The sequence below is a fragment of the Plantactinospora sp. WMMC1484 genome, assembly GCF_049315195.1.
Lineage (GTDB): Bacteria > Actinomycetota > Actinomycetes > Mycobacteriales > Micromonosporaceae > Plantactinospora.
In genome coordinates this window covers 921,943-940,588 of record NZ_CP186055.1, presented here as the reverse complement: position 1 = coordinate 940,588, position 18,646 = coordinate 921,943, and the positions used below count along the sequence as shown (strand labels likewise).

Annotated in this window: 17 protein-coding genes and 1 tRNA gene; 7 read left to right on the top strand and 11 right to left on the bottom strand. The window is 69.7% G+C overall.

The window, feature by feature from the left end:
* The first annotated feature begins 87 nt into the window (after positions 1-87).
* Both ACN28C_RS04160 and ACN28C_RS04155 read left to right on the top strand, forming a co-directional pair.
* Positions 88-867 (top strand): ABC transporter ATP-binding protein, encoded by a 780-nt coding sequence (locus ACN28C_RS04160; protein WP_422774518.1) that lies wholly within the window; start codon positions 88-90, stop codon positions 865-867.
* Positions 867-2,150: an ABC transporter permease gene (locus tag ACN28C_RS04155; RefSeq protein ID WP_422772264.1), complete on the top strand. Its 1,284-nt coding sequence runs from the start codon at positions 867-869 to the stop codon at positions 2,148-2,150. Before ACN28C_RS04160 ends, ACN28C_RS04155 begins: the two co-directional genes overlap by 1 nt.
* 68 nt (positions 2,151-2,218) lie before the next feature.
* On the opposite strand, the gene deoD is transcribed toward ACN28C_RS04155, so the two are convergent.
* Positions 2,219-2,926, bottom strand: coding sequence for a purine-nucleoside phosphorylase (gene deoD / locus ACN28C_RS04150; protein WP_422772263.1), 708 nt, complete (start codon positions 2,924-2,926; stop codon positions 2,219-2,221).
* Between the two features lie 76 nt (positions 2,927-3,002).
* On the opposite strand from deoD, the gene ACN28C_RS04145 reads away from it, so the two are divergent.
* Positions 3,003-3,092 (top strand) — tRNA-Ser (locus ACN28C_RS04145).
* Between the two features lie 74 nt (positions 3,093-3,166).
* On the opposite strand, the gene ACN28C_RS04140 is transcribed toward ACN28C_RS04145, so the two are convergent.
* The 5 genes from ACN28C_RS04140 to ACN28C_RS04120 all read right to left on the bottom strand — a co-directional run bounded on the left by ACN28C_RS04140 (position 3,167) and on the right by ACN28C_RS04120 (position 9,098).
* Positions 3,167-3,904 (bottom strand): D-Ala-D-Ala carboxypeptidase family metallohydrolase, encoded by a 738-nt coding sequence (locus tag ACN28C_RS04140; protein ID WP_422772262.1) that lies wholly within the window; start codon positions 3,902-3,904, stop codon positions 3,167-3,169.
* Positions 3,905-4,104: 200 nt separating this feature from the next.
* Positions 4,105-4,617: an NUDIX hydrolase gene (locus ACN28C_RS04135; protein ID WP_422772261.1), complete on the bottom strand. Its 513-nt coding sequence runs from the start codon at positions 4,615-4,617 to the stop codon at positions 4,105-4,107.
* A gap of 19 nt (positions 4,618-4,636) precedes the next feature.
* Positions 4,637-5,299 (bottom strand): class I SAM-dependent methyltransferase, encoded by a 663-nt coding sequence (locus tag ACN28C_RS04130; protein WP_422772260.1) that lies wholly within the window; start codon positions 5,297-5,299, stop codon positions 4,637-4,639.
* Positions 5,296-7,410: a toll/interleukin-1 receptor domain-containing protein gene (locus ACN28C_RS04125; RefSeq protein WP_422772259.1), complete on the bottom strand. Its 2,115-nt coding sequence runs from the start codon at positions 7,408-7,410 to the stop codon at positions 5,296-5,298. Before ACN28C_RS04125 ends, ACN28C_RS04130 begins: the two co-directional genes overlap by 4 nt.
* Positions 7,411-7,727: 317 nt before the next feature.
* Entirely contained in the window at positions 7,728-9,098 is a 1,371-nt protein-coding gene (locus ACN28C_RS04120) for a glycoside hydrolase family 18 protein (RefSeq protein ID WP_422772258.1), read from the bottom strand.
* 234 nt (positions 9,099-9,332) lie between these two features.
* Here ACN28C_RS04120 and ACN28C_RS04115 point away from each other — a divergent pair, with 234 nt between their 5' ends.
* Both ACN28C_RS04115 and ACN28C_RS04110 read left to right on the top strand, forming a co-directional pair.
* Positions 9,333-10,010: a hypothetical protein gene (locus tag ACN28C_RS04115; RefSeq protein ID WP_422772257.1), complete on the top strand. Its 678-nt coding sequence runs from the start codon at positions 9,333-9,335 to the stop codon at positions 10,008-10,010.
* Positions 10,011-10,096: 86 nt separating this feature from the next.
* Entirely contained in the window at positions 10,097-10,444 is a 348-nt protein-coding gene (locus ACN28C_RS04110; protein WP_422772256.1) for a DUF397 domain-containing protein, read from the top strand.
* Positions 10,445-10,462: 18 nt separating this feature from the next.
* On the opposite strand, the gene ACN28C_RS04105 is transcribed toward ACN28C_RS04110, so the two are convergent.
* From ACN28C_RS04105 to ACN28C_RS04095, 3 genes are all read right to left on the bottom strand, one after another.
* Complete coding sequence (locus ACN28C_RS04105; protein ID WP_422772255.1) at positions 10,463-11,215, bottom strand: DUF6082 family protein; 753 nt, start codon at positions 11,213-11,215, stop codon at positions 10,463-10,465.
* A gap of 268 nt (positions 11,216-11,483) precedes the next feature.
* Positions 11,484-12,020 (bottom strand): hypothetical protein, encoded by a 537-nt coding sequence (locus ACN28C_RS04100; RefSeq protein ID WP_422772254.1) that lies wholly within the window; start codon positions 12,018-12,020, stop codon positions 11,484-11,486.
* 216 nt (positions 12,021-12,236) lie between these two features.
* Positions 12,237-13,862: a sensor histidine kinase gene (locus ACN28C_RS04095; protein ID WP_422772253.1), complete on the bottom strand. Its 1,626-nt coding sequence runs from the start codon at positions 13,860-13,862 to the stop codon at positions 12,237-12,239.
* A gap of 377 nt (positions 13,863-14,239) precedes the next feature.
* Here ACN28C_RS04095 and ACN28C_RS04090 point away from each other — a divergent pair, with 377 nt between their 5' ends.
* Both ACN28C_RS04090 and ACN28C_RS04085 read left to right on the top strand, forming a co-directional pair.
* Positions 14,240-16,612 (top strand): cation-translocating P-type ATPase, encoded by a 2,373-nt coding sequence (locus ACN28C_RS04090; RefSeq protein WP_422772252.1) that lies wholly within the window; start codon positions 14,240-14,242, stop codon positions 16,610-16,612.
* A gap of 149 nt (positions 16,613-16,761) precedes the next feature.
* Positions 16,762-17,649, top strand: coding sequence for a hypothetical protein (locus ACN28C_RS04085; protein ID WP_422772251.1), 888 nt, complete (start codon positions 16,762-16,764; stop codon positions 17,647-17,649).
* Here the strand turns inward: ACN28C_RS04085 and ACN28C_RS04080 are convergent.
* Together ACN28C_RS04080 and ACN28C_RS04075 are read right to left on the bottom strand one after the other, a co-directional pair.
* On the bottom strand, positions 17,624-17,815 hold the full coding sequence (locus ACN28C_RS04080; RefSeq protein WP_422772250.1) for a hypothetical protein: 192 nt from the start codon (positions 17,813-17,815) through the stop codon (positions 17,624-17,626). The genes ACN28C_RS04085 and ACN28C_RS04080 overlap by 26 nt on opposite strands.
* A 338-nt stretch (positions 17,816-18,153) precedes the next feature.
* Positions 18,154-18,438 (bottom strand): MerR family transcriptional regulator, encoded by a 285-nt coding sequence (locus ACN28C_RS04075; protein ID WP_422774517.1) that lies wholly within the window; start codon positions 18,436-18,438, stop codon positions 18,154-18,156.
* Positions 18,439-18,646 lie beyond the last annotated feature (208 nt).

Below are 18,646 nucleotides of genomic sequence, written 5' to 3'. Positions count from 1 at the left end.
CGCCGCACGGCAGCGGCGACCCCGGGCGCCGGGGCATCCGTCGGCACCGCCGACGGGACCGTGGTGCGCGGCAGCGACGGCGTCGTGGTGCGCGGCAGCGACGGCGTCGTGGTGCTCGACGGCGTCACGAAGGTCTATCCCGGCGGCGTCCGGGCGCTCGACGGGGTGACCCTGACGATCCGCCCGGGTGAGCTGGTGGCGATCGTCGGACCCTCCGGCTCCGGCAAGTCCACCATGCTGCACCTGATCGGCACCCTCGACCGGCCGTCGACCGGCCGGGTGCACATCGACGGGTACGACGTGGCCAAGCTCTCCGACCGCCAGCTCTCCGCACTGCGTTCCTCCCGGATCGGGTTCGTCTTCCAGCAGTTCCACCTGGCGCCGGGCGTACCGGTGCTGGACAACGTGGCGGACGGGCTGCTCTACGCCGGCGTACCCCTCGGGCAGCGGCGGCGGCGCGCGGAGGCCGCGCTGGTCCGGGTGGGTCTCGGACACCGGCTGGACCACCGGCCGCACGAGCTCTCCGGCGGCGAGCGGCAGCGGGTGGCGATCGCCCGGGCCGTGGTCGGGAACCCGGCGATACTCCTCGCCGACGAGCCGACCGGCAACCTCGACTCGGTCTCCGGTGCGGGCGTGCTCACCCTGCTGCGCGAGCTGAACGCCGCCGGTACGACGGTCGTGGTGATAACCCACGATCGGGAGATCGCGGCGAGCCTGCCCCGGCAGGTGCAGATGCGCGACGGCCGGGTGCTCCCGGACGGCGCCGGCGGCCGGATGGTCTCGAACGGCTCCGGCGGTCCCGGCGACCCGGTGGGCTCCGGCGGATCCGGCCGATTCGTCCCGATCACGTCGAGCGGGGTGGCCTGATGTCCGAACCTGTCGAACAAGACCGGCCGGCGTCCGGGACGGTCGAACCGGACCGGCCGGCGTCCGGGGCCGATGGCGGGACGCGGCCCCGGCTGGTGCCGGCCCGGCTGCGCCCCCGCGACATCCTCCGGGTCGGCGGGGTCGGGCTGCGCACCCGGCCACTGCGGGCGTTCCTCTCCGCCCTCGGCATCGCGATCGGCATCGCCGCGATGGTGTCGGTGGTGGGCATCTCGTCCTCCTCCCGCGCGGAACTGGACCGGATGCTGGACGCGCTCGGCACCAACCTGCTGACCGTCGCCCCCGGCAACACGCTCTTCGGCGACAGCGCGCAACTACCGGAGGAGTCGGTGTCGATGATCGGCCGGATCGGACCGGTCCAGCAGGTCTCCGCCACCGCGCTGCTCTCCGAGGCCCGGGTCTACCGCTCGGACCGGATCCCCGAGGTCGAGAGTGGCGGCATCGCCGCCCGCGCGACCCGGCTCGACCTGCTCGACACGGTCGGCGGGAGCGTGGCCAGTGGCACCTGGCTGAACGGGGCGACGGCGCGCTACCCGGCCGTCGTGCTCGGGGCCACCGCCGCCGAACGGCTCGGGCTGGGCAGTGCCGGACCGGACGTACAGGTCCATCTCGGCGGGCGGTGGTTCACCGTCGTCGGAATCCTGGCACCGGTGCCACTCGCCCCGGAGCTGGACCTCTCCGTGCTGCTCGGTTGGGAGGCGGCGGCCACGTACCTGGACTTCGACGGGCACCCGACCACCGTCTACACCCGGTCGGCCGAGCAGTCGGTCGAGGCGGTGCAGGCGGTACTCGGCGCCACCGCCAACCCGGAGGCGCCGAACGAGGTCAAGGTCTCCCGGCCCTCCGACGCGCTGGAGGCGCAGCAGGCCACCGACGAGGCCTTCACCGGGCTGCTCCTCGGACTCGGTGCGGTCGCGCTGCTGGTCGGCGGGGTCGGGGTGGCGAACACGATGGTGATCTCGGTGCTCGAACGGCGCGCCGAGATCGGGTTGCGCCGCTCCCTCGGCGCGACCCGGGGCCAGGTACGCACCCAGTTCCTTGCCGAGTCGCTGCTGCTCTCCGCCCTCGGCGGGGTCGGCGGGGTGCTGATCGGCATCGCGGTGACCTCGGGCTACGCCCTGTCTCGGGACTGGCCGACCGTGGTGCCGAGCTGGGCGATGGTCGGCGGGATCGGCGCGACCCTGCTGATCGGCGCCTTCGCCGGGCTCTATCCGGCGATCCGCGCCGCCCGCCTCGCCCCCACCGAAGCGCTCGCCACCCCGTAGGTGCAAGGAAGGGCCCCCGCTTATCGTTTTCTGTTGTAGCGGGGGCCCTTCCTAACCACTGTCGGGGGTCAGGCGACGATCGTGTCGAGGGCGATCTCGACCATCTGGCCGAAGGTCTGCTCCCGCTCGTGGGCGGTGGTCTGCTCGCCCCGCTTGATGTGGTCGCTCACGGTCAGCAGCGTCAGCGCCCGCGCCCGGAACCGGGCCGCGATCGTGTAGAGCGCCGCCGACTCCATCTCCACCGCCAGGACCCCGTAGTCGGCGAGGGTGTCGTAGAGGTCGGGACGATCGGTGTAGAAGGCGTCGGCGGCGAGGATCGGGCCGACCCGCATCGCGATGCCGCGCCGCTCCGCCACGTCGACCGAGGTACGCAGCAGCCCGAAGTCGGCGACCGGGGCGTAGTCGATCAGCCCGTCGAAGCGCATCCGGTTCATGTTCGAGTCGGTCGACGACCCGCTCGCAGCGATCACGTCGCGGAGCCGGAGGTCCTCGCTGAGCGCGCCGCACGAGCCGACCCGGATCAGCGACTTCACACCGTACTCGTTGATCAGCTCGTGGGCGTAGATGGAGGCGGACGGCATGCCCATCCCGGATCCCTGCACCGAGACCTCGGTGCCGGACCAGCGGCCGGTGAAGCCGAGCATGCCGCGCACCGTCGAGTAGCACGTGGCGTCCTCGAGGTAGGTCTCCGCGATCCACTTGGCCCGCAGCGGGTCGCCCGGCATCAGTACCCGCTCGGCGATCTCGCCAGGCTTGGCGCCAATGTGCGTACTCATGTGAGGTGATCCTGCCAGGTCGGCCCGCTCGATACCGCCGCGACGTCGTCCGGCGGCGTCGGGTACCCTTCTCGGCGGTGGTGTGTCCGAGTGGCCTAAGGAGCACGCCTCGAAAGCGTGTGAGGGTTTACGCCCTCCGCGGGTTCAAATCCCGCCGCCACCGCCACTGAACAGCCAAAACGCCCGGCAGGTCGGAAACGACCTACCGGGCGTTTGGCGCCGGACCCTGGGGCGCCGGGGTCAGATCCCGCAGTTCGGGGCCGACCAGGTCTGGCTCGACTTGTGTGCGACGTGGGTGTGGTCGTTGTGCCCGGGGTAGCCCGGGCCGAGGATCTCCCGGAAGCCGTGGTGACGGGCGCGCTGGGCGAGGGTGCAGAGCGAGTGTGGGCCGGCGCCGAGGTCGACCGCGTCGCCGTAGAGGTGCCGGCTGGTCGCCGAGCCGCCGACCGCGTTGTTGCAGGCGTGGCTGCGGAAGCCGCTGGTCACGACGATCGGCTGGTCACCCAGAGCGTGCCGCATGGCCTGGAGCTTCCACATGCTCACCAGGGCGTTCGCCCGGGCCTGGGAGGCCGAGACCGCACCGCCGGACCAGTTGGAGTTACAGTTGTTGAGCTCGGCGTAGCTGAAATTCTTCGGCGTGCAGTCGTTGTCCTGTAGGGCGTAGAGCCGGTCGAAGACCGCCGGGCCGGCGATCTTGTTGTTGTCGAGGTTGTAGGCGTTCTTGAAGCGCTGCACGGCGTTCGCCGTCGCCGGGCCGAAGATTCCGTCGATGGCGAGCACGTTGCCCTGGCCGGGGTAGCCGGAGATCCGGATCTGTAGCTGGCGGACGTCCTCACCGGACATTCCCTCCCGCAGCGTGCGGTTCCAGGTGTAGCAGCCGTCCGCGTGGGCCGGAGCGGCGGTGGTAGCCGCCGCGACGAGGCTGGTCGTGGCGGCGAGGGTCAACGCGGCGACCAGTCTGACGGTACGTCTGAGCATTTTGGACTCCAGACCGAAGGGGATGCGTACCGGTGATGGTGTCCACGACTTGCCCGCGTGTCAATATTTACCAACACAACTACTGATCGCGAATAATACCTTCAGGTTCGCCGCACGCCGGCCAGACCGTCACTGACCAGGAAGAACCTCCCCGGCGAGTCGACAGCGGCCCTCCGGGCGCCCTGCCTCGTTGGCCAGTCTCATCTCCGGGTCTGCGGGGTGGGCGACCCGTCTGCTTCCCTCAGGCGGGGCAGGATGAGCGGTAGTGAGCGCTCGACGAAGCTCGTGACCCGCATGTCCGGCGGCTTCTCGGCCAGGTGCTGCGGGCTGAAGTGCTCGACCCGCTCGACCTCGTGCGTCTCGACCTGGACCGGTCCGTCGTACGAGCCGAGGAAGATGCCGACCATCTCCCGGTCCGGCGCCGAGTAGAACTTCCCGACGTACTCGAGCGGCACCTCGATGCCGAGCTCCTCCCGGAGCTCCCGCCGCGCCCCCTCCTCGTACGTCTCTCCGCTGTGCAGGTGGCCGGCGGCGGCTCCGGACCAGTAGAGCGGGTACGCCTTCTTCTTCGCGGAGCGCTGGTGGAGCAGGAGCTCCCCGGACCTGTTGGCCAGCATCACGAACGCGACGCGGCAGATCAGCTCCCCCGTCGAGAATTCCTCCTTGGCGGCCTGGCCGACCACCTCGTCCTGTTCGTTGACGATGTCCCGCATCGCTGTTTCCTTCAAGGCGTCAGACCTTCCGCGCGATCATCTTGATGTGGCTGTGCACGTGTGGCGGGGCGTCGCTGTGCCCGACCTCCGGACGGTTGCGCTCGAAGTACAGGAGCGACTTCGGCCAATCCGCGTACGCGGAGACGACCACACCCTGCTCGGCGTCCGGATACGTCGGCACTACCTGGTGAACCGCCGGAACCGGGCTGAAGTCACTCCACAGCGAGACCGCGTTCACTCCGCCGGGCCGGGTCATCCGCTGCATCTTCCGGCACACGGTCAGCTTGTCCGGGACGTAGTGCAGGACCCCGTTGCACACCACCAGGTCGAAGAGTCCTTCGGGCTCGAATTCGACGATGTCGGCCTGGTGCACCGTGACCTGCACGCCGTTCTCGGCCGCGAACTGTCTGATTTTTCGCGCACCGGCTGCGCTCAGTTCGACCGCCTCGACGTCCCAGCCGAGCCGGGCGAGCCGGATCGCGTCGGCTCCCTCGCCGCTGCCCAGATCGATCGCCCGTCCCGGGCCCCGGGCGATCGCGTGACGCAGCACCTGTTGCGCCATGAGTGAGGCGCCGTGGTCGTCGGGCGAGACCGAGTAGGCGTGCGGGACGTCCCACCAGTATCTCGGTGTCGACTCGTAGCGTGCGCCGAAGAACTCCTCGATCTCGCGCACAATCGTCACACCTCGATCGGGATGGAGACCATGAACTCGCTCTCGTCGTACAGCGCCGCCAGTTCGCGTACCGCGTCGGCCCGCGACGGATCGGCCGAGATCGCCTCGGAGAGTTCCCGGGCGCCGGTCACTCCGATCTCGACGTAGCCGGGCAGCAGGTGCGAGAAGAAGGCGCGGTACTGGAGGCCCGCGAGCCCGTTGACGTAGAGTTCCCGCCCGGCCGAGTACCGATGTACGGTCGCGTCGGCCAAGCCGTCCTGCAAACGCCTGGTCAACTCTTCCGGCCGCTGCTCCCGGCGTACCGCCTCCGCCACCGAGTCGGCGAGCTCGGTCTCACCGTGGGCGCGCAGGTTGGCGCAGGCGATCCGGCACGCCCGGCTGCGCTGGTTGGTGGTGAGGTTCGTGTTCAGCAGGCGCAGCGTGTTGGCGAGGACCTGACCACGGCGGATCGTCATCAGACTCTCCACGCTCCACGAGAACATCTGGACGCTGGCGGGAAAGCGATAGGTCGCCGGGAGTTCCTGTGCGAGAAGATAGAAGAACAGGTTTTCCTTGTCCGGGTAGAAGAACCGGATGGTGTCCAGCAGTCGTGGCCGGTGTGGCAGTTCGGAGATCGCGAAGTCGTCCGCGAGTTCCCGACGGACGGCGGACTCGATCGTCTCCCTGGATATCTCGAACTCGCCGGTCAGGTTCTCCGCCGGGCGACTCCGTGAGTGGTCGAGCTGGTTGACGTAGCCGCTCACATGGGACGCCTTGCCCATCTCACGGGTCGAGTTGTGCGGCGTGTTGACCTGTAGCAACGGCTCGGGCCCGCGATCTCCCTGCCGCCAGGTCAGGATGACGACCGCGGCGAGCCAGTCGTCGCTGTTCCTGCCCTCGACCAGTACGCTGCGCCGGAAGCGTGCCGACCGGCAGACGAACGCGCCGGGTCTGCTGCCCGGAGCGCCGACGAGGACGACCTCGTGTTCCTCCCGGCTGCCCTCCACCACTTCGCGGAAGGCCGACTCCAGGTACTGATCCACCCGATCCAGGAAGTCGATGAACAGTGAGCCCTGTTCCGCGCGGGAGGGTCGGGTGACCGCCAGTTGCACCACGCGCCGGTCTTCGGGCAGCGAGAAGATGCTTCCGACGAACGGGAGCTGGTGCGGATAGGTGTAGAGGCTCCAGCGGCCGGCGGTCCCCTGTCGCAGGAGTAGCGACATCACCCGCCGTTTCGTTCGGCCGCTGCGTCGGCTGCGCTCCTTGAGCGCCTGATTGGGATCGGGAAAGTCGATCGAGAGGTCGTCGTGCACGAACGGGAGCAGTTCGTCGGCGAGGAAGACGATGTGCAGGTGGTCCCAGAACGCGTCCGGGCCGGCTCGGCTCCGCTTGAGCGTCAACGCTTTTTCCAGACACTCCGCAACCCAGTCGTTGGTGATTCCGACAATGGTCGCCGAATGGGCATCGGCGAGTAGTCGGGTCAGCCGGTGCTCGTCCGCGCCGGAGTGCGTGGCCACCAGCGGCACCATCCGTTCCGGGCGGTGCGGGCGACGGACCGTTCGGAGCGTCTCGTCCGGGCGGTGGTGGGCCGGATCGGTGTCGGAGAGTTTGTTCAGCGTCGCGGCGAGATCCACCAGGAGCCGGGTGATCACTGCGGCGAACTCGCCGGACTGCGGAGGTATCCGGCTGATGTCGACGCTCTGCCGCCGTCGTAGTTCGGCGACCCGATGGTGCACCTCGGGCGAGTCGGTCATCAGCAGGTCCGCGTCGGTCAGCAGTATCGGAAAGACGAGTGATTCGTACGGCAGCAGCCGGTGGCGGTCCCGACGTTCCACCTCCAGCACCTTGAAGATGTCCCATTCCCGGGCGCACCACTGGGAGGTGAAGTACGAGGGGGTCTGCACCGGGATCAGTGTTGCGCTACTCCGCAGGGCGGTCATGATCCGCTGTTCCCAGAGCGAGGCCGTAGCGATCTCGTCGCGGTCGAGAAACAGCCGGAGATCACGACCGGTCAACGACCTGAAGATGGCTCGGGCCTTGGTCACGATTTCGGAGATCAGTCCGCTGAAGCGTTCGTCGGCCCGGGCATAGCTGATAAAGGCATCGTACTCCCAAGGGTCGTCCCCCGGGCTCTGGATCACTTTCCGGTCCCTGTTGTCGATCGACTCGCGGTCGTCGTCGTGTGGCGCTTTCGAGATTCGTTCCGCCGCTGGCGGTCAATCCGAAGAGCAGAGCCTAATCTGCGGCCCGGCAACCTGTCATCGATCGATCAGGGACAGTGCATGACGACATACCTCGGAAAGCCGCCTAAACGTGATGGTTATTGATCTCCGGGCATGCGGCGGTGGGGTCCCCGGTTCGGCCGGGTTTTGCGATATTTGGAAAATGATCTGACGTGCGCGGCGCCCGGCGGATCAACCTGCACGGATCCGCCGGGCGCCGTCGAACTCGGGTGCGGTTACGGTGTCCAGAGGCCGAGATCGATGGTCCGGGTCAGGGTCGCCCGCTCGTCGTCGCCGTCCAGCGACCAGATCATCGCGCCGCCGAGCCGCTCGGCCCGGATGTAGAGCATCTTCTGGAGCACGACGGCCGGATCGTCGTACGTCCAGAAGGTCGTACCGTCGTAGAGCCAGGCGGTGCCGGCGCGGAGGTCGCGGTGGACCCGGAAGCCGTCCTGGCCGACCTTGGTCTTCAGCACCTTGTAGTCCTCGTAGCCCGCCTCGAACGTGGCCGGGGCGGCGCCGCCGGTGGAGGTGCCGAACAGCCCGTTGCGACCGCCGGTCACCCCGGCCCAGCCGCGCCCGTAGTACGGGATGCCCAGCACGAGCTTGCCGCGCTCGGCACCCCGGTCGAGCCAGGCGCCGATGGTGCGGTCCACCGAGAAGTCCGGCTCGGTGGCGCCGGCCGGTACCCGGAGCGCGGACTGCTGGTTGGCGATCGGCTCCCAGGTGCCGTGGAAGTCGTAGCCCTGCACGGTGGCGAAGTCCAGATTCCTGAAGACCTTCCGCACCTCGTAGCCGGCGTCGATCGCCGCCGGGTTGGCCGGCACGAACGCGGTCAGCTCGTAGTGCTTGCGGGCCGGCCGGCCGAGCGCGTCGAGCTGCCGGCGAAACTCGGCGACCAGGGCGGTGAAGTTCTGCTTGTCCTCGGGCCGGTAGACCGTGTCGACGTCACCGGCCGAGCCGGGCCACTCCCAGTCCAGGTCGATGCCGTCGAAGACCCCGGCGAGCGAGCCGGGCCCGCCGGCGCTGCCGTCCGGGTTGGGCAGGTTGCCCTTGAGGTAGAGGTCGATGCAGGAGGCGACGAACCTCCGGCGCGACTCCGGGGTCAGCGCGGCGTCCGAGAAGTGTGTCGACCAGCTCCAGCCGCCGAGCGAGATCAGCACCTTCAGGTCGGGGTGCAGCGCCTTGAGCTTCTGGAGCTGCCCGAAGTTGCCGTTGAGCGGCTCGCCCCAGGTGTCGGCGACGCCGTCCACGCTCTCCTCGGCGGGGACCGGCCGCTGGTAGTCGGCCCAGGCGTCGCTCTCGCCGGGCCCGCCGTCGACATAGCAGCGGCCGTCCGGGCTGACATTGCCGAAGGCGTAGTTGAGGTGGGTGAGCCGGCCCGCGGCGCCGGAGTCGTGGAGCTTCTTGATCGTGAAGGCCCGGCCGTAGATGCCCCACTGGGTGAAGTAGCCGACCTTGACGAAGTCGCCCCGCTGGCCACCGTCGTGCCTGGCCGGCACGCCGGGGGCGGCCGAAGCCGGGGGTACGGCGATGCCGGCCAGCACGGCGGCGAGGGCGCCGACCGCGGTGGCGGTGCTGAGTCGACGGAGGACGGATCCGCGCATATGCACTCCTGGAAGGGGGATGGAGCGTCGGCAGAACAGTTAGGAAACTTTCCGGTGCTCTGAAAGGTATGGCCCGGAGGTGAGGTGGTCAAGTGTGCCGAGGCGCATCGCACTGAAGGCGTCGCGGTCGGTAGTTAAAGAACATTTAGGAATCCGTACTGATCCACTTCGGAGGTGCGGCCCGTACCCCTCGGTGGCTGCGACCGGGCAGCGGACGAGACGAGGGAGCGGTGTATGTACAGGCGACGCAGGACGACCGGCCGGGGGCGGAAGGTCTTCCTCGGTGTGGCGGCGGCGGCCCTGCTCGGCGGGGCGCTGGCCGTCGGCACCGGGCTCGGCAACGCGGGGGAGAGCTGCGCCGGCCTGGACACCGCACTGCGCAACAACCTGAACTTCATCGCGGGGCAGCGGGCCGATCCGGACGCCCTCTCGGAGGCGCGGATCGCGAACCGGCAGGCCGTGGTCGACCTCATCCAGCAGCGCCGGGCCACCGCCGGCTGCACCGCCGACGTACGCGCGGACGCTCCCGCTCCGCCGCCGGCCGCCCAGCCGCCGGCCGCCCAGCCGCCGGCCGCCCAGCCGCCGGCCGACTCCGGCGGCAGCGGCTCGGCAGGTGAGGACTCGACCGGGAACGGCTCGACCGGGAACGGCTCGACCGGAGCGGGCGAGGTCGTCTGCAAGGGGTCCACCGTCACGCTCTTCAACGAGAATGCCGGACCGGCCGCCTCCAGTGGCACGTTCCCGATCGGCACCACTCTGAGGGTGACCAACCTGGACAACAACAGGAGCGTGACGGTCAGGGTGACCAGCCCGTCGGGCAGTTGCGTACTGCTCAACAACGCGGCCTTCGAGCAGGTCCGGGAGCCGGGCAAGTTCCTGATCCGGCGGCCGGTGATCGAGCGAATCGGCTGAGGCCGGCCACGGGTGGCCCGAACCGACCCGCCGACCGGCCGGGCCACCTGGGCGACCAGCCCGGATCAATCGGCGCACCGTGGCGGATGCCAGGATGCACGGGGCCCACCGTTCGGGCAATATGCCGGCTATTGTGCTCTATGTCATGCTATCGTCCTTCGGCCAGCCCCGCTTGGTGGGCGAGCCTTCGTAGGAGAGGAAAGGGCACCGGGGTGGCCTCCGACCGTATGCTTTTCAACCAGCCAACGTGGCGGCGCAGTTCTCGATGCGTGACCGAGCACCATTGCGTCGAGTTCACTCTTCTGGGTGACCGGGTCGCGCTGCGTAATTCCCAACGCCCGGCGGACGTGCTGTTGATCGGTCAGGGCGGCTGGCGCGATCTCGTCGCCGGGATCAAAGACGGTTGCTTCGCCTCACCGGGCCCGGTCAGATAGCTTTCCGGGGACCCGTTCCTACTCCGCCGCGCGCGACTCCCGCCGACGCTGCGGGCGTACGACCTTGTCGGCGAGTGGGGTTGCCCTGTGCAGCTCGTTCCACGGCGGGTTGACCGGGAAGGCGGGCGGCTCGTAGGCCCTTGACGGCGGACCGGCCTTGACGGCGCAGAGATATTCTTCGTTGACCATGGCCATGAACCGGGCGGCCCGGGTACGCGGCTTGCGGTGCAGGTGCCAGTCGCCGTGCCGTTGCCAGAAGGAGCGCGGGACCTCGCTGTCGAAGAACTGGGTCAGGAAGTGGCGTGCCTCGGCTTCGGTCAGGCCGCCGCGCTCCCAGGCCCGGGTCCAGGACTTGATGACGAGGCTGCAGTAGTAGAACAACCGCTCGTCCACCTGCTCCGGTGAGACCCGGGAACCCCAGCACTGGCAGTACTCCGGGTTCTCGATGGCGAGCTTCACGAGGTCGTCGGTGCGCTGGTAGACGGCCTGCATCCGTTCGTATCTGAAGTGGTTGTACTGCACCGCGAGCGAGGCGGCGACGACCAGTAGGGCCAGTGCGGCCAGCAGTGCGGAGGCGGCGCCGTACGCCTGCCCGATGTCGCTGGCTTTCGAATAGTCGTCCTCGCCGCGGTAGAGCCGATTCAGGATGGCCGGGGACACCGTCGCGACGAGTAGCGTTGCGCCGAGGAGGACCGTTGACGTGATGAGAAGGATCGGGCGACTGAGTCGGCGGCCCAGGTTGCCCGTGCCGTGGGTCTCGCGAACCGCCATCCTCGACTCCTCCGTGGGATCGGGTCAGATAACGATTCTGCCGGGCGGCCTCCGATGATTTCCCCTGTCATGCATGTTCATTCAACAAACCGAACCGGCGGGCCCGCGCCTGTCCGACATCATGCCACGCAATCCGTGGAACTTCCATTCTGATCCCTCCGGACCATATAGAAATCCGTGAGCGCCGAGCGGAATGCCGGTCGTGCACCGCGCCCGGTAGCTTCGGCACGGCGCGGCTGCGTTTCCGGAGGGCCGAAGACCGATGTGGTCAGCAGGTCCCGAAGCCCTCGTCGAAGAGGCGCTGTGCGTAGTCGGCGTACCCGGCGATGGTCTTCCGCACCGTCCGCCCGTCGTGGAGGAAGAGATACGCCCGGTCGCCCTGCCGTGCCAGCAGGCCGTCGTATCGATAGGTGCCGGGCGGAGCGATCAGCCGGGTGGCGGCCGGATAGGCGGCCTCGGCCTGGTCGACCGGGGTGCCGGCGGTGACTCCCTCCGGGGTACGCACGGGCGGGCTGGCCCAGAGCAGCACCAGCCTGTCGTCGGCGAAGACCGGGCTGACCGTGGACGGCCCGGTCAGGCTCGGACCGCAGGCCGGGGCCGACCCGGCATCGAGCCGGCCCCGGCGGAGCAGCTCCTGCTCGGTGTCGCCGAACTCGATGTCGCGGACGCCCTTGAGATGGAGCACGTCCGGTCCGTACGCGGGTTTCGCCGCCGGCTCGTCCGAGATCGTCCGGTACGCATGACAGAGCGCGACCGCGCCCGCCACGAGCACCGCCATGATCCGTACGACTCTACGTGCCTCCATTGTGACCCTCCGGCGGACAAGCGTAGTTTATCCGTTATTGGTCCGAATAGCCGGGGTGTTGAACCGGTGTTCAGGGGCATCCACAAGCTGTGGATAGCACATGTGTACGAGTAGCCGGGCGACGCCATGCCGACGGCGACGGCCATGCCGACGGCGACGGCCATGCCGACGGCGACGGCGGCATCCGGGCCGATGTGGTGCCGGGTCAGTGGCGTGTCACCGGATGGGGAGCGCGTCCTTTGTCACCAGTCGGCCCTGGGCGGCGCAGAGCCGGTAGACGTCCAGCCTGGGCTGCAGCACCTCGCCGTGCGAGCGGTAGTACCGGCATTCGGCGCCGGAGGGCACCGACAGCGGGTCCGGGTCCGGTGGATCCAGCATCTCCCGGCGGGGCAGCGACGGAAGCACGTCCGCCCAGTCCTGACCGACGCGTAGCTCCGCGTACCGGCCCGGGGTGAGTACCGAGTTGCTGGTCGCGTAGAGGTAGTAGCCGAGTGCGGCGCCGCCGAGCGTCATCGCGAGCGTGGTCAGCACCAAGGTCGCGGCGACCAGCCCACGCCGGGCCTCCCGGTGCAGCAGGCGCTGCCGATCGGCAGCAGACACGGACGCAGGTGCCGGAGTGGGAGCGGTGGGCACCGGAACCGGTGTCCATGCCATGCCGGGTCGGTTGCCGTCAGTGGAGTGGCGGGGCAGTCGGGCGACGACCTCGAAGCCGCCGTCCCGTTCGCCGGTCTGCAGGGTGCCACCCGCCAGGCGTACCCCCTCATGGAGCCCGACCAGGCCGCGCCCGCCGCCGGGGGTGCCCGGCGCGGTCCGGTCCGCACCACCCGGCAGGGCATTCCAGACGCTGACCAGCAGCGTCCCGTCATGCTGAGGACTGAGCCGGACGATGACCCGCGCTCCGGGCGCGTGCTTGTTGGCGTTGGTCAACGACTCCTGCACCACCCGGTAGGCCACCCGCTCCACCAACGGCGGAAGCTGCCCTGCGCATCCCGCCTTCTGTGGTCCGGCTCCCGCCTTCTGTGGTCCGGCTCCCGTCGCGTGTGGTCCGGCTCCCGTCGGGTGCAGTTCGACCGGCATCCCCGCCGCCCGGGCCCGGTCCACGAGTTCGGCGACGCTCTCGGAACCGCGCCGGTGCGTCGGACCCGGCCCGCGCCACAGGTCTCCGGAAACCGGATCGACGCCGAGTTCACCGGTCACCGGATCGTCCCGCAGTACGTCTATGATCTCCCGCAGCTGCCCGGTGGCGGTGGCCGCGCCGGCCCGGAGACCACCGGCGACCGCCCGGGTCCGCTCGTCCAGGCCGGGTGCCAGCTCCAGTGCACCGGCCCGGAGCGCGAGCAGGCTCAGCTCGTGACCGAGCGAGTCGTGCATGTCCTCGGCGATCCGGGCCCGCTCGCGGAGCCGTACCTCGCGGGCCAGCATCCGTTGTTCCCGTTCGAGTTGCTCGGCCTGCTCCCAGCCGGCCGCGACCAGTGCGCGCTGGAGCCGCCGGTACCGGCCGATCAGCCACGGAAACAGGCCGGCGTAGACCAACGCGCCGGCCATCGTCACCCAGGACACGAAGCCGGACCCGCTCAGCACCAGCGGGGTGCCCAGCACCGCCAGGGCGGAGAAACTCACCGCCGCCGGCCAGATGCGGACGGTGCGCCGACCGAGCAGGTAGCTGACCAGTGGCAGACCGAGGCAGTAGTTGCCGTCCAGGGTGCAGAGCAGCACCACGGCGAAGAGTGGGACCAGCGGCAGGCGGCGCCGCACCGCGACCGCGCCGCCCCAGACCGCCAGGCCGCCGAGCAACAGTCCGACCGGGTACGCCCGGTGCCCGGTCCAGGCGGAAGTCACCATGGCAGCCAACGGTGCCCAGAGCAGCAGCCCTCGGATCAGCGTCCCGTAGACCGATCCGTCACCGGTCCGGAGGCGCCGGTCCGGCTCGGTCGCCGCTGGCTCGGTCGTCGCTGGCTCGGTCGTCGCTGGCTCTCTCGTTGCTGGCTCTCTCGTTGCGGCCGGGCCGGTCACCGCCGGACCGGTCACCGCCGGATCCGCCTGCGCCGCACCGAATGTCGCACCCCACCGACGGTACGCAGCCGGCCAGATCCCGGCATCCGGGACGCCGCCGCCGCTGACCCGGAAATGGCGGCACCGCCGACCCTGAGAAAGGTCAGGGTCGGCGGTTGACCATCGGGCGCATCGGGCGGTCCGCCCGGCTTCGTAGTTTCGAGCCCATGCTGACGACCGACGCCGGGCTGAGTACTGCCCAGGTTGCCGAACGAATCGCGGCGGGGCAGGTCAACGACGTACCGGTGCGGTCCGGACGGACCGTCGCGGAGATCGTCCGGGCGAACCTCTTCACCCGGATCAACGCCATCATGGGCGTGCTGTTCGGGATGATCCTGGTGGTCGGCCCGATCCAGGATGCCCTCTTCGGCGGTGTGATCATTGCCAACACCCTGATCGGTGTCGTCCAGGAGCTGCGCGCCAAGCGCACCCTGGACCGACTGGCGATCGTCGGCGCGGCCCGCCCGGTCGTCCGCCGGGACGGTCTGGCCGTCGAGGTGGCCGCCGCCGACCTGGTGCTGGACGACCTGATCGAGCTGGGACCCGGCGACCAGATCGCTGTCGACGGGGTGGTCACCGAGGCGGAACAGCTAGAGGTCGACGAGTCGCTGCTGACCGGCGAGGCCGACCCGGTGGTCAAGCAGGTCGGCGACCCACTGCTCTCCGGCAGCTTCGTCTCGGCCGGTACGGGTGCGATGCGCGCCGGCAAGGTCGGCAGGGCGGCCTACGCGGCCCAGCTGGCCGAGGAGGCCAGCCGGTTCACCCTGGTCAACTCGGAACTGCGCGGCGGGCTCAACACCATCCTGCGGTTCGTCACCTGGTTGATCGTGCCGACCGGACTCGCCCTGATCGTCAGCCAGTATCTCGTCAACGTCGACGACCTGTCGGAGGCGGTCCGGCGGATGGTGGCCGGACTGGTTCCGATGGTGCCGGAAGGACTGGTCCTGCTCACCTCGGTCGCCTTCGCGGTCGGGGTGATCCGGCTCGGTCGGCGGCGCTGCCTGGTGCAGGAGCTGCCGGCGATCGAGGGGCTCGCCCGGGTCAGCGTGGTCTGCCTGGACAAGACGGGCACGCTCACCGACGCCGCGATGGCGGTGGGCGAGGTACGCCACCTCGACCCCGCCGCCCCGGTGCCGGAGCTGCTCGGTCTGCTCGGCGCGGCCGACGAGCGGCCGAACGCCAGCCTGCGCGCGGTCGCCGACGCGTACCCGGCGCCGGAGGGATGGCGGATCGAGGAGCGGATCCCCTTCTCCTCGGCTCGAAAGTGGAGCGGTGCCACCCTCGCCGACCCGTCCGGGGACAGCGCCCGATGGCGGCTCGGCGCTCCGGACGTGCTGCTGCCGGCCGGCCATCCCGTGCTCGCCGAGGCGGACGCGTACGGTGCCCGCGGCCTCCGGGTGCTCCTGCTGACGTGTTTGGAAGGGGCCCTTCTACAACAGAAAGCGATAAGCGGGGGCCCTTCCTTGCACCCCGTCGCGCTGGTGGTGCTGGCGCAGCGGGTGCGGCCGGAGGCGGCCCGGACGTTGCGCTACTTCGCCGAACAGGGCGTGGCGGTAAAGGTGTTCTCCGGGGACAACGCGCTCTCGGTGGGCGCGGTCGCCCGTACCCTCGGATTGCCCGGTGCCGAACGTCCGGTGGACGCCCGGACGCTACCCACCGACCCGGCGGAGCTCGCCGAGGTGGTGCGCCGGCACACCGTCTTCGGCCGGGTCGGGCCGCAGCAGAAGCGGGATCTCGTCGCCGCGCTCCAGGCCGCGGGGGAGACGGTGGCGATGACCGGCGACGGGGTAAACGACGTACTCGCGCTCAAGGACGCCGACATCGGGGTGGCGATGGGCTCGGGCAGCCCGGCCAGCCGGGCGGTGGCGCAGATCGTGCTGCTGGACAACGACTTCGGCGCGCTGCCGGCGGTGGTCGCCGAGGGGCGGCGGGTGATCGGCAACATCGAGCGGGTCGCGAACCTCTTCCTGACCAAGACGGTCTACTCGGTGCTGCTCGCCGTCGTCGTGGTGCTGAGCCAGGTGCCGTACCCGTTCCTGCCCCGGCACCTGACCATCATCTCGTCGCTGACCATCGGCATTCCGGCGTTCTGCCTGGCACTGGCGCCGAACCCGGAGCAGGCCCGGCCCGGGTTCGTCGGCCGGGTGCTGCGGTTCGCCGTGCCGGCCGGGGTGGTGGCGATGGGGGCCACGATCACGTCGTACCTGGTCGCCCGAAACGTCTACGACGGCGACCTGGCGGCGGAGACCTCGGCGGCGACGCTGACCCTCTTCCTGGTCGGGCTCTGGGCGGTGGCGATCATCGCCCGGCCGTACACCTGGTGGCGGATCCTGCTGGTGCTGGCCCTGGGGCTGGCGTTCGGCGTCGTGCTCGTGGTGCCGTTCCTCCAGGAGTTCTTCCAGCTGAGCCTGGTCGGGACGACGGCGCCGGGCATCGCGGTCGGGCTCGCGGTCGTCGCCGGAACGCTGCTGGAACTGATCCGCCGGTTTCCGGTGCCGGTCCCTCGAATGGCTACCCGCCGGGGCGGCACGAATTGGTGAGTCGGGCGTGGACCCTGCTCTCGTAACGTCGTTCTCGGCCAGGAGAACCCAGGTCGGGGTCGGCCCGGAAAGAAAGCGATTTCGGAAAACTGTCGGGGGATGACGGTCCGGGCGCCTGAACAAGAACGAGGAACGAGGAGAGTTGCCCGATGTACGTACGACGGATTGGTACTGGGCGTACCCGACGGATCGCCGCCACCACCGCGGGCCTGGCGTCCGCCGCGTTGCTGGTGACCCAGTTGACGCTGGTCGCACCGGCGAGCGCGGTGCCCGGCCTGGTGTTGAAGGTGACGGGCGGCCCGAGCAACAGCGACTGGAAGACGACGAACGCGGTGTGCCCGGCCGGCACGACGGTGCTCGGCGGCGGTGGGCGGATTGTGAGCGATAACGGTGTCGCCAACAGTCAGGTGACGATGGACACCATGCTGCCGCTGTTCGGCGGCGGGGGATACTCGGTGACCGGGCGGGAGGACGGCAACGGTTTCGGCGGCGACTGGTCGATCACCACCAGTGCGCTCTGCGCGCCGGAACCGGCCGGCCTGGAGACCCGGACCCAGCTGTCGGACAACAACTCCAACGTCGGCAAGACGATGAACGTCGAGTGCCCGCCCGGCAAGAAGGTGGTCGGCCTCGGTGCGGACATGTCCGGCGGAATGGGCCGAGTGGTCATCGACGACCTGCGGCCGAGCGCAGACCTCACCAGGATCACGGTAGCCGGCATGGAGGACGGTGGCTCCGACTACCTCGACAACTGGACGATGGTCGGCAAGGCGGTCTGCGCGACCCCGCCGGCCGGCCTGGTCCGGGTGACCGGCTTCGGGACACTCGACTCGAACACCCCGAAGACCGCGACCGCGCGGTGTCCGGAGGGCAAGCGGGTGCACGGCGTCGGCGGTGAGATCGACAACGGCCAGGGCGAGGTACGGATGACCGCGATGTGGGCCTCCTCGTCCACCACGGTCACCGTGACGGGCGCCGAGGAGGAGGGCGGCTACGGCAACTCGTGGGCCGTCAAGGCGTACGCGATCTGCGCCTGACCATCGACTCGATTCCGTCGGTGACGAAGTGGAACGTGGTGCCGCCCTCCATCGGCTGCGGCTCGCGCGGGTGGTGGGTGAGTACGAACACCGGGGCGTGGTACGGCGGATTGTCGCCCCACCAGCCGTTCCACTGCCGATCCCACTCGTCAGCCTCGCCAACCATGGCCACTCCGCCTGGATCGGCGGATGCGACCGGTGCCAGCAGGAACTGATCAGCGTGTGCGGGCGAGAAGACAGCAGGTGACAAGCGAGCCGGGTGACCGGACCCCACAGGTCTCGACAGTTCCTTTCCTTCCGAGCCCTCGGTCCTTCCGAGCCCCCGGGTCGGGCGTCGAAGGGCCGGTCACGGTCGCTGAGGGCGCGGGCGCCACCCATATCAGGTACCGCGTCTATCAGGTACCGCGTCAAGAAGTGTCCCAGGAACGACAGACGGTCCCTGCCTGACGGGAGGGACCGCACGGTGCTCGTGTCGCCCCGGGCGGACCGCCCGGGCGGCTGTGGTCAGCCCTGCTGGTAGCGTTCGTTCTGCCGCAGAGCCTCGGCGAGCTGGTCCTCGAGGATGATGATGCGGCAGGCAGACGCCATGTCGGTGCCTTGGTCGCACATCTCCCGCGCCCGCGCGGCCAACCGGAGTTGGTAGCGGGAGTAGCGGCGGTGCCCGCCACCGGAGCGGTACGGATCGATCAGCTTCGCATCACCGAGCCGGCGCAGGAAATCCGGCGAGCAGCCCACAATTTCCGCTGCGCGGCCCATCGTGTATGCCGGGTAGTCCTCGTCGTCGAGCATGTCGTCGGGTGGGGCCAATGAAACCTCCATCACGAGGGCCCCGGCGCTGGAAAGCGCCGGGGCCCAAGGGTTTACGGATCAGAAACACCATCTACCGGCAGAAGTGCCGGCTTGTCGTATCCGCACCACCCGTGCGAGACGGGTTCGGGTGCGAGGATCGCGTAAGCGTGACCGGAGACCACCTCTCGTTCGATGGAAACTGCGGTGT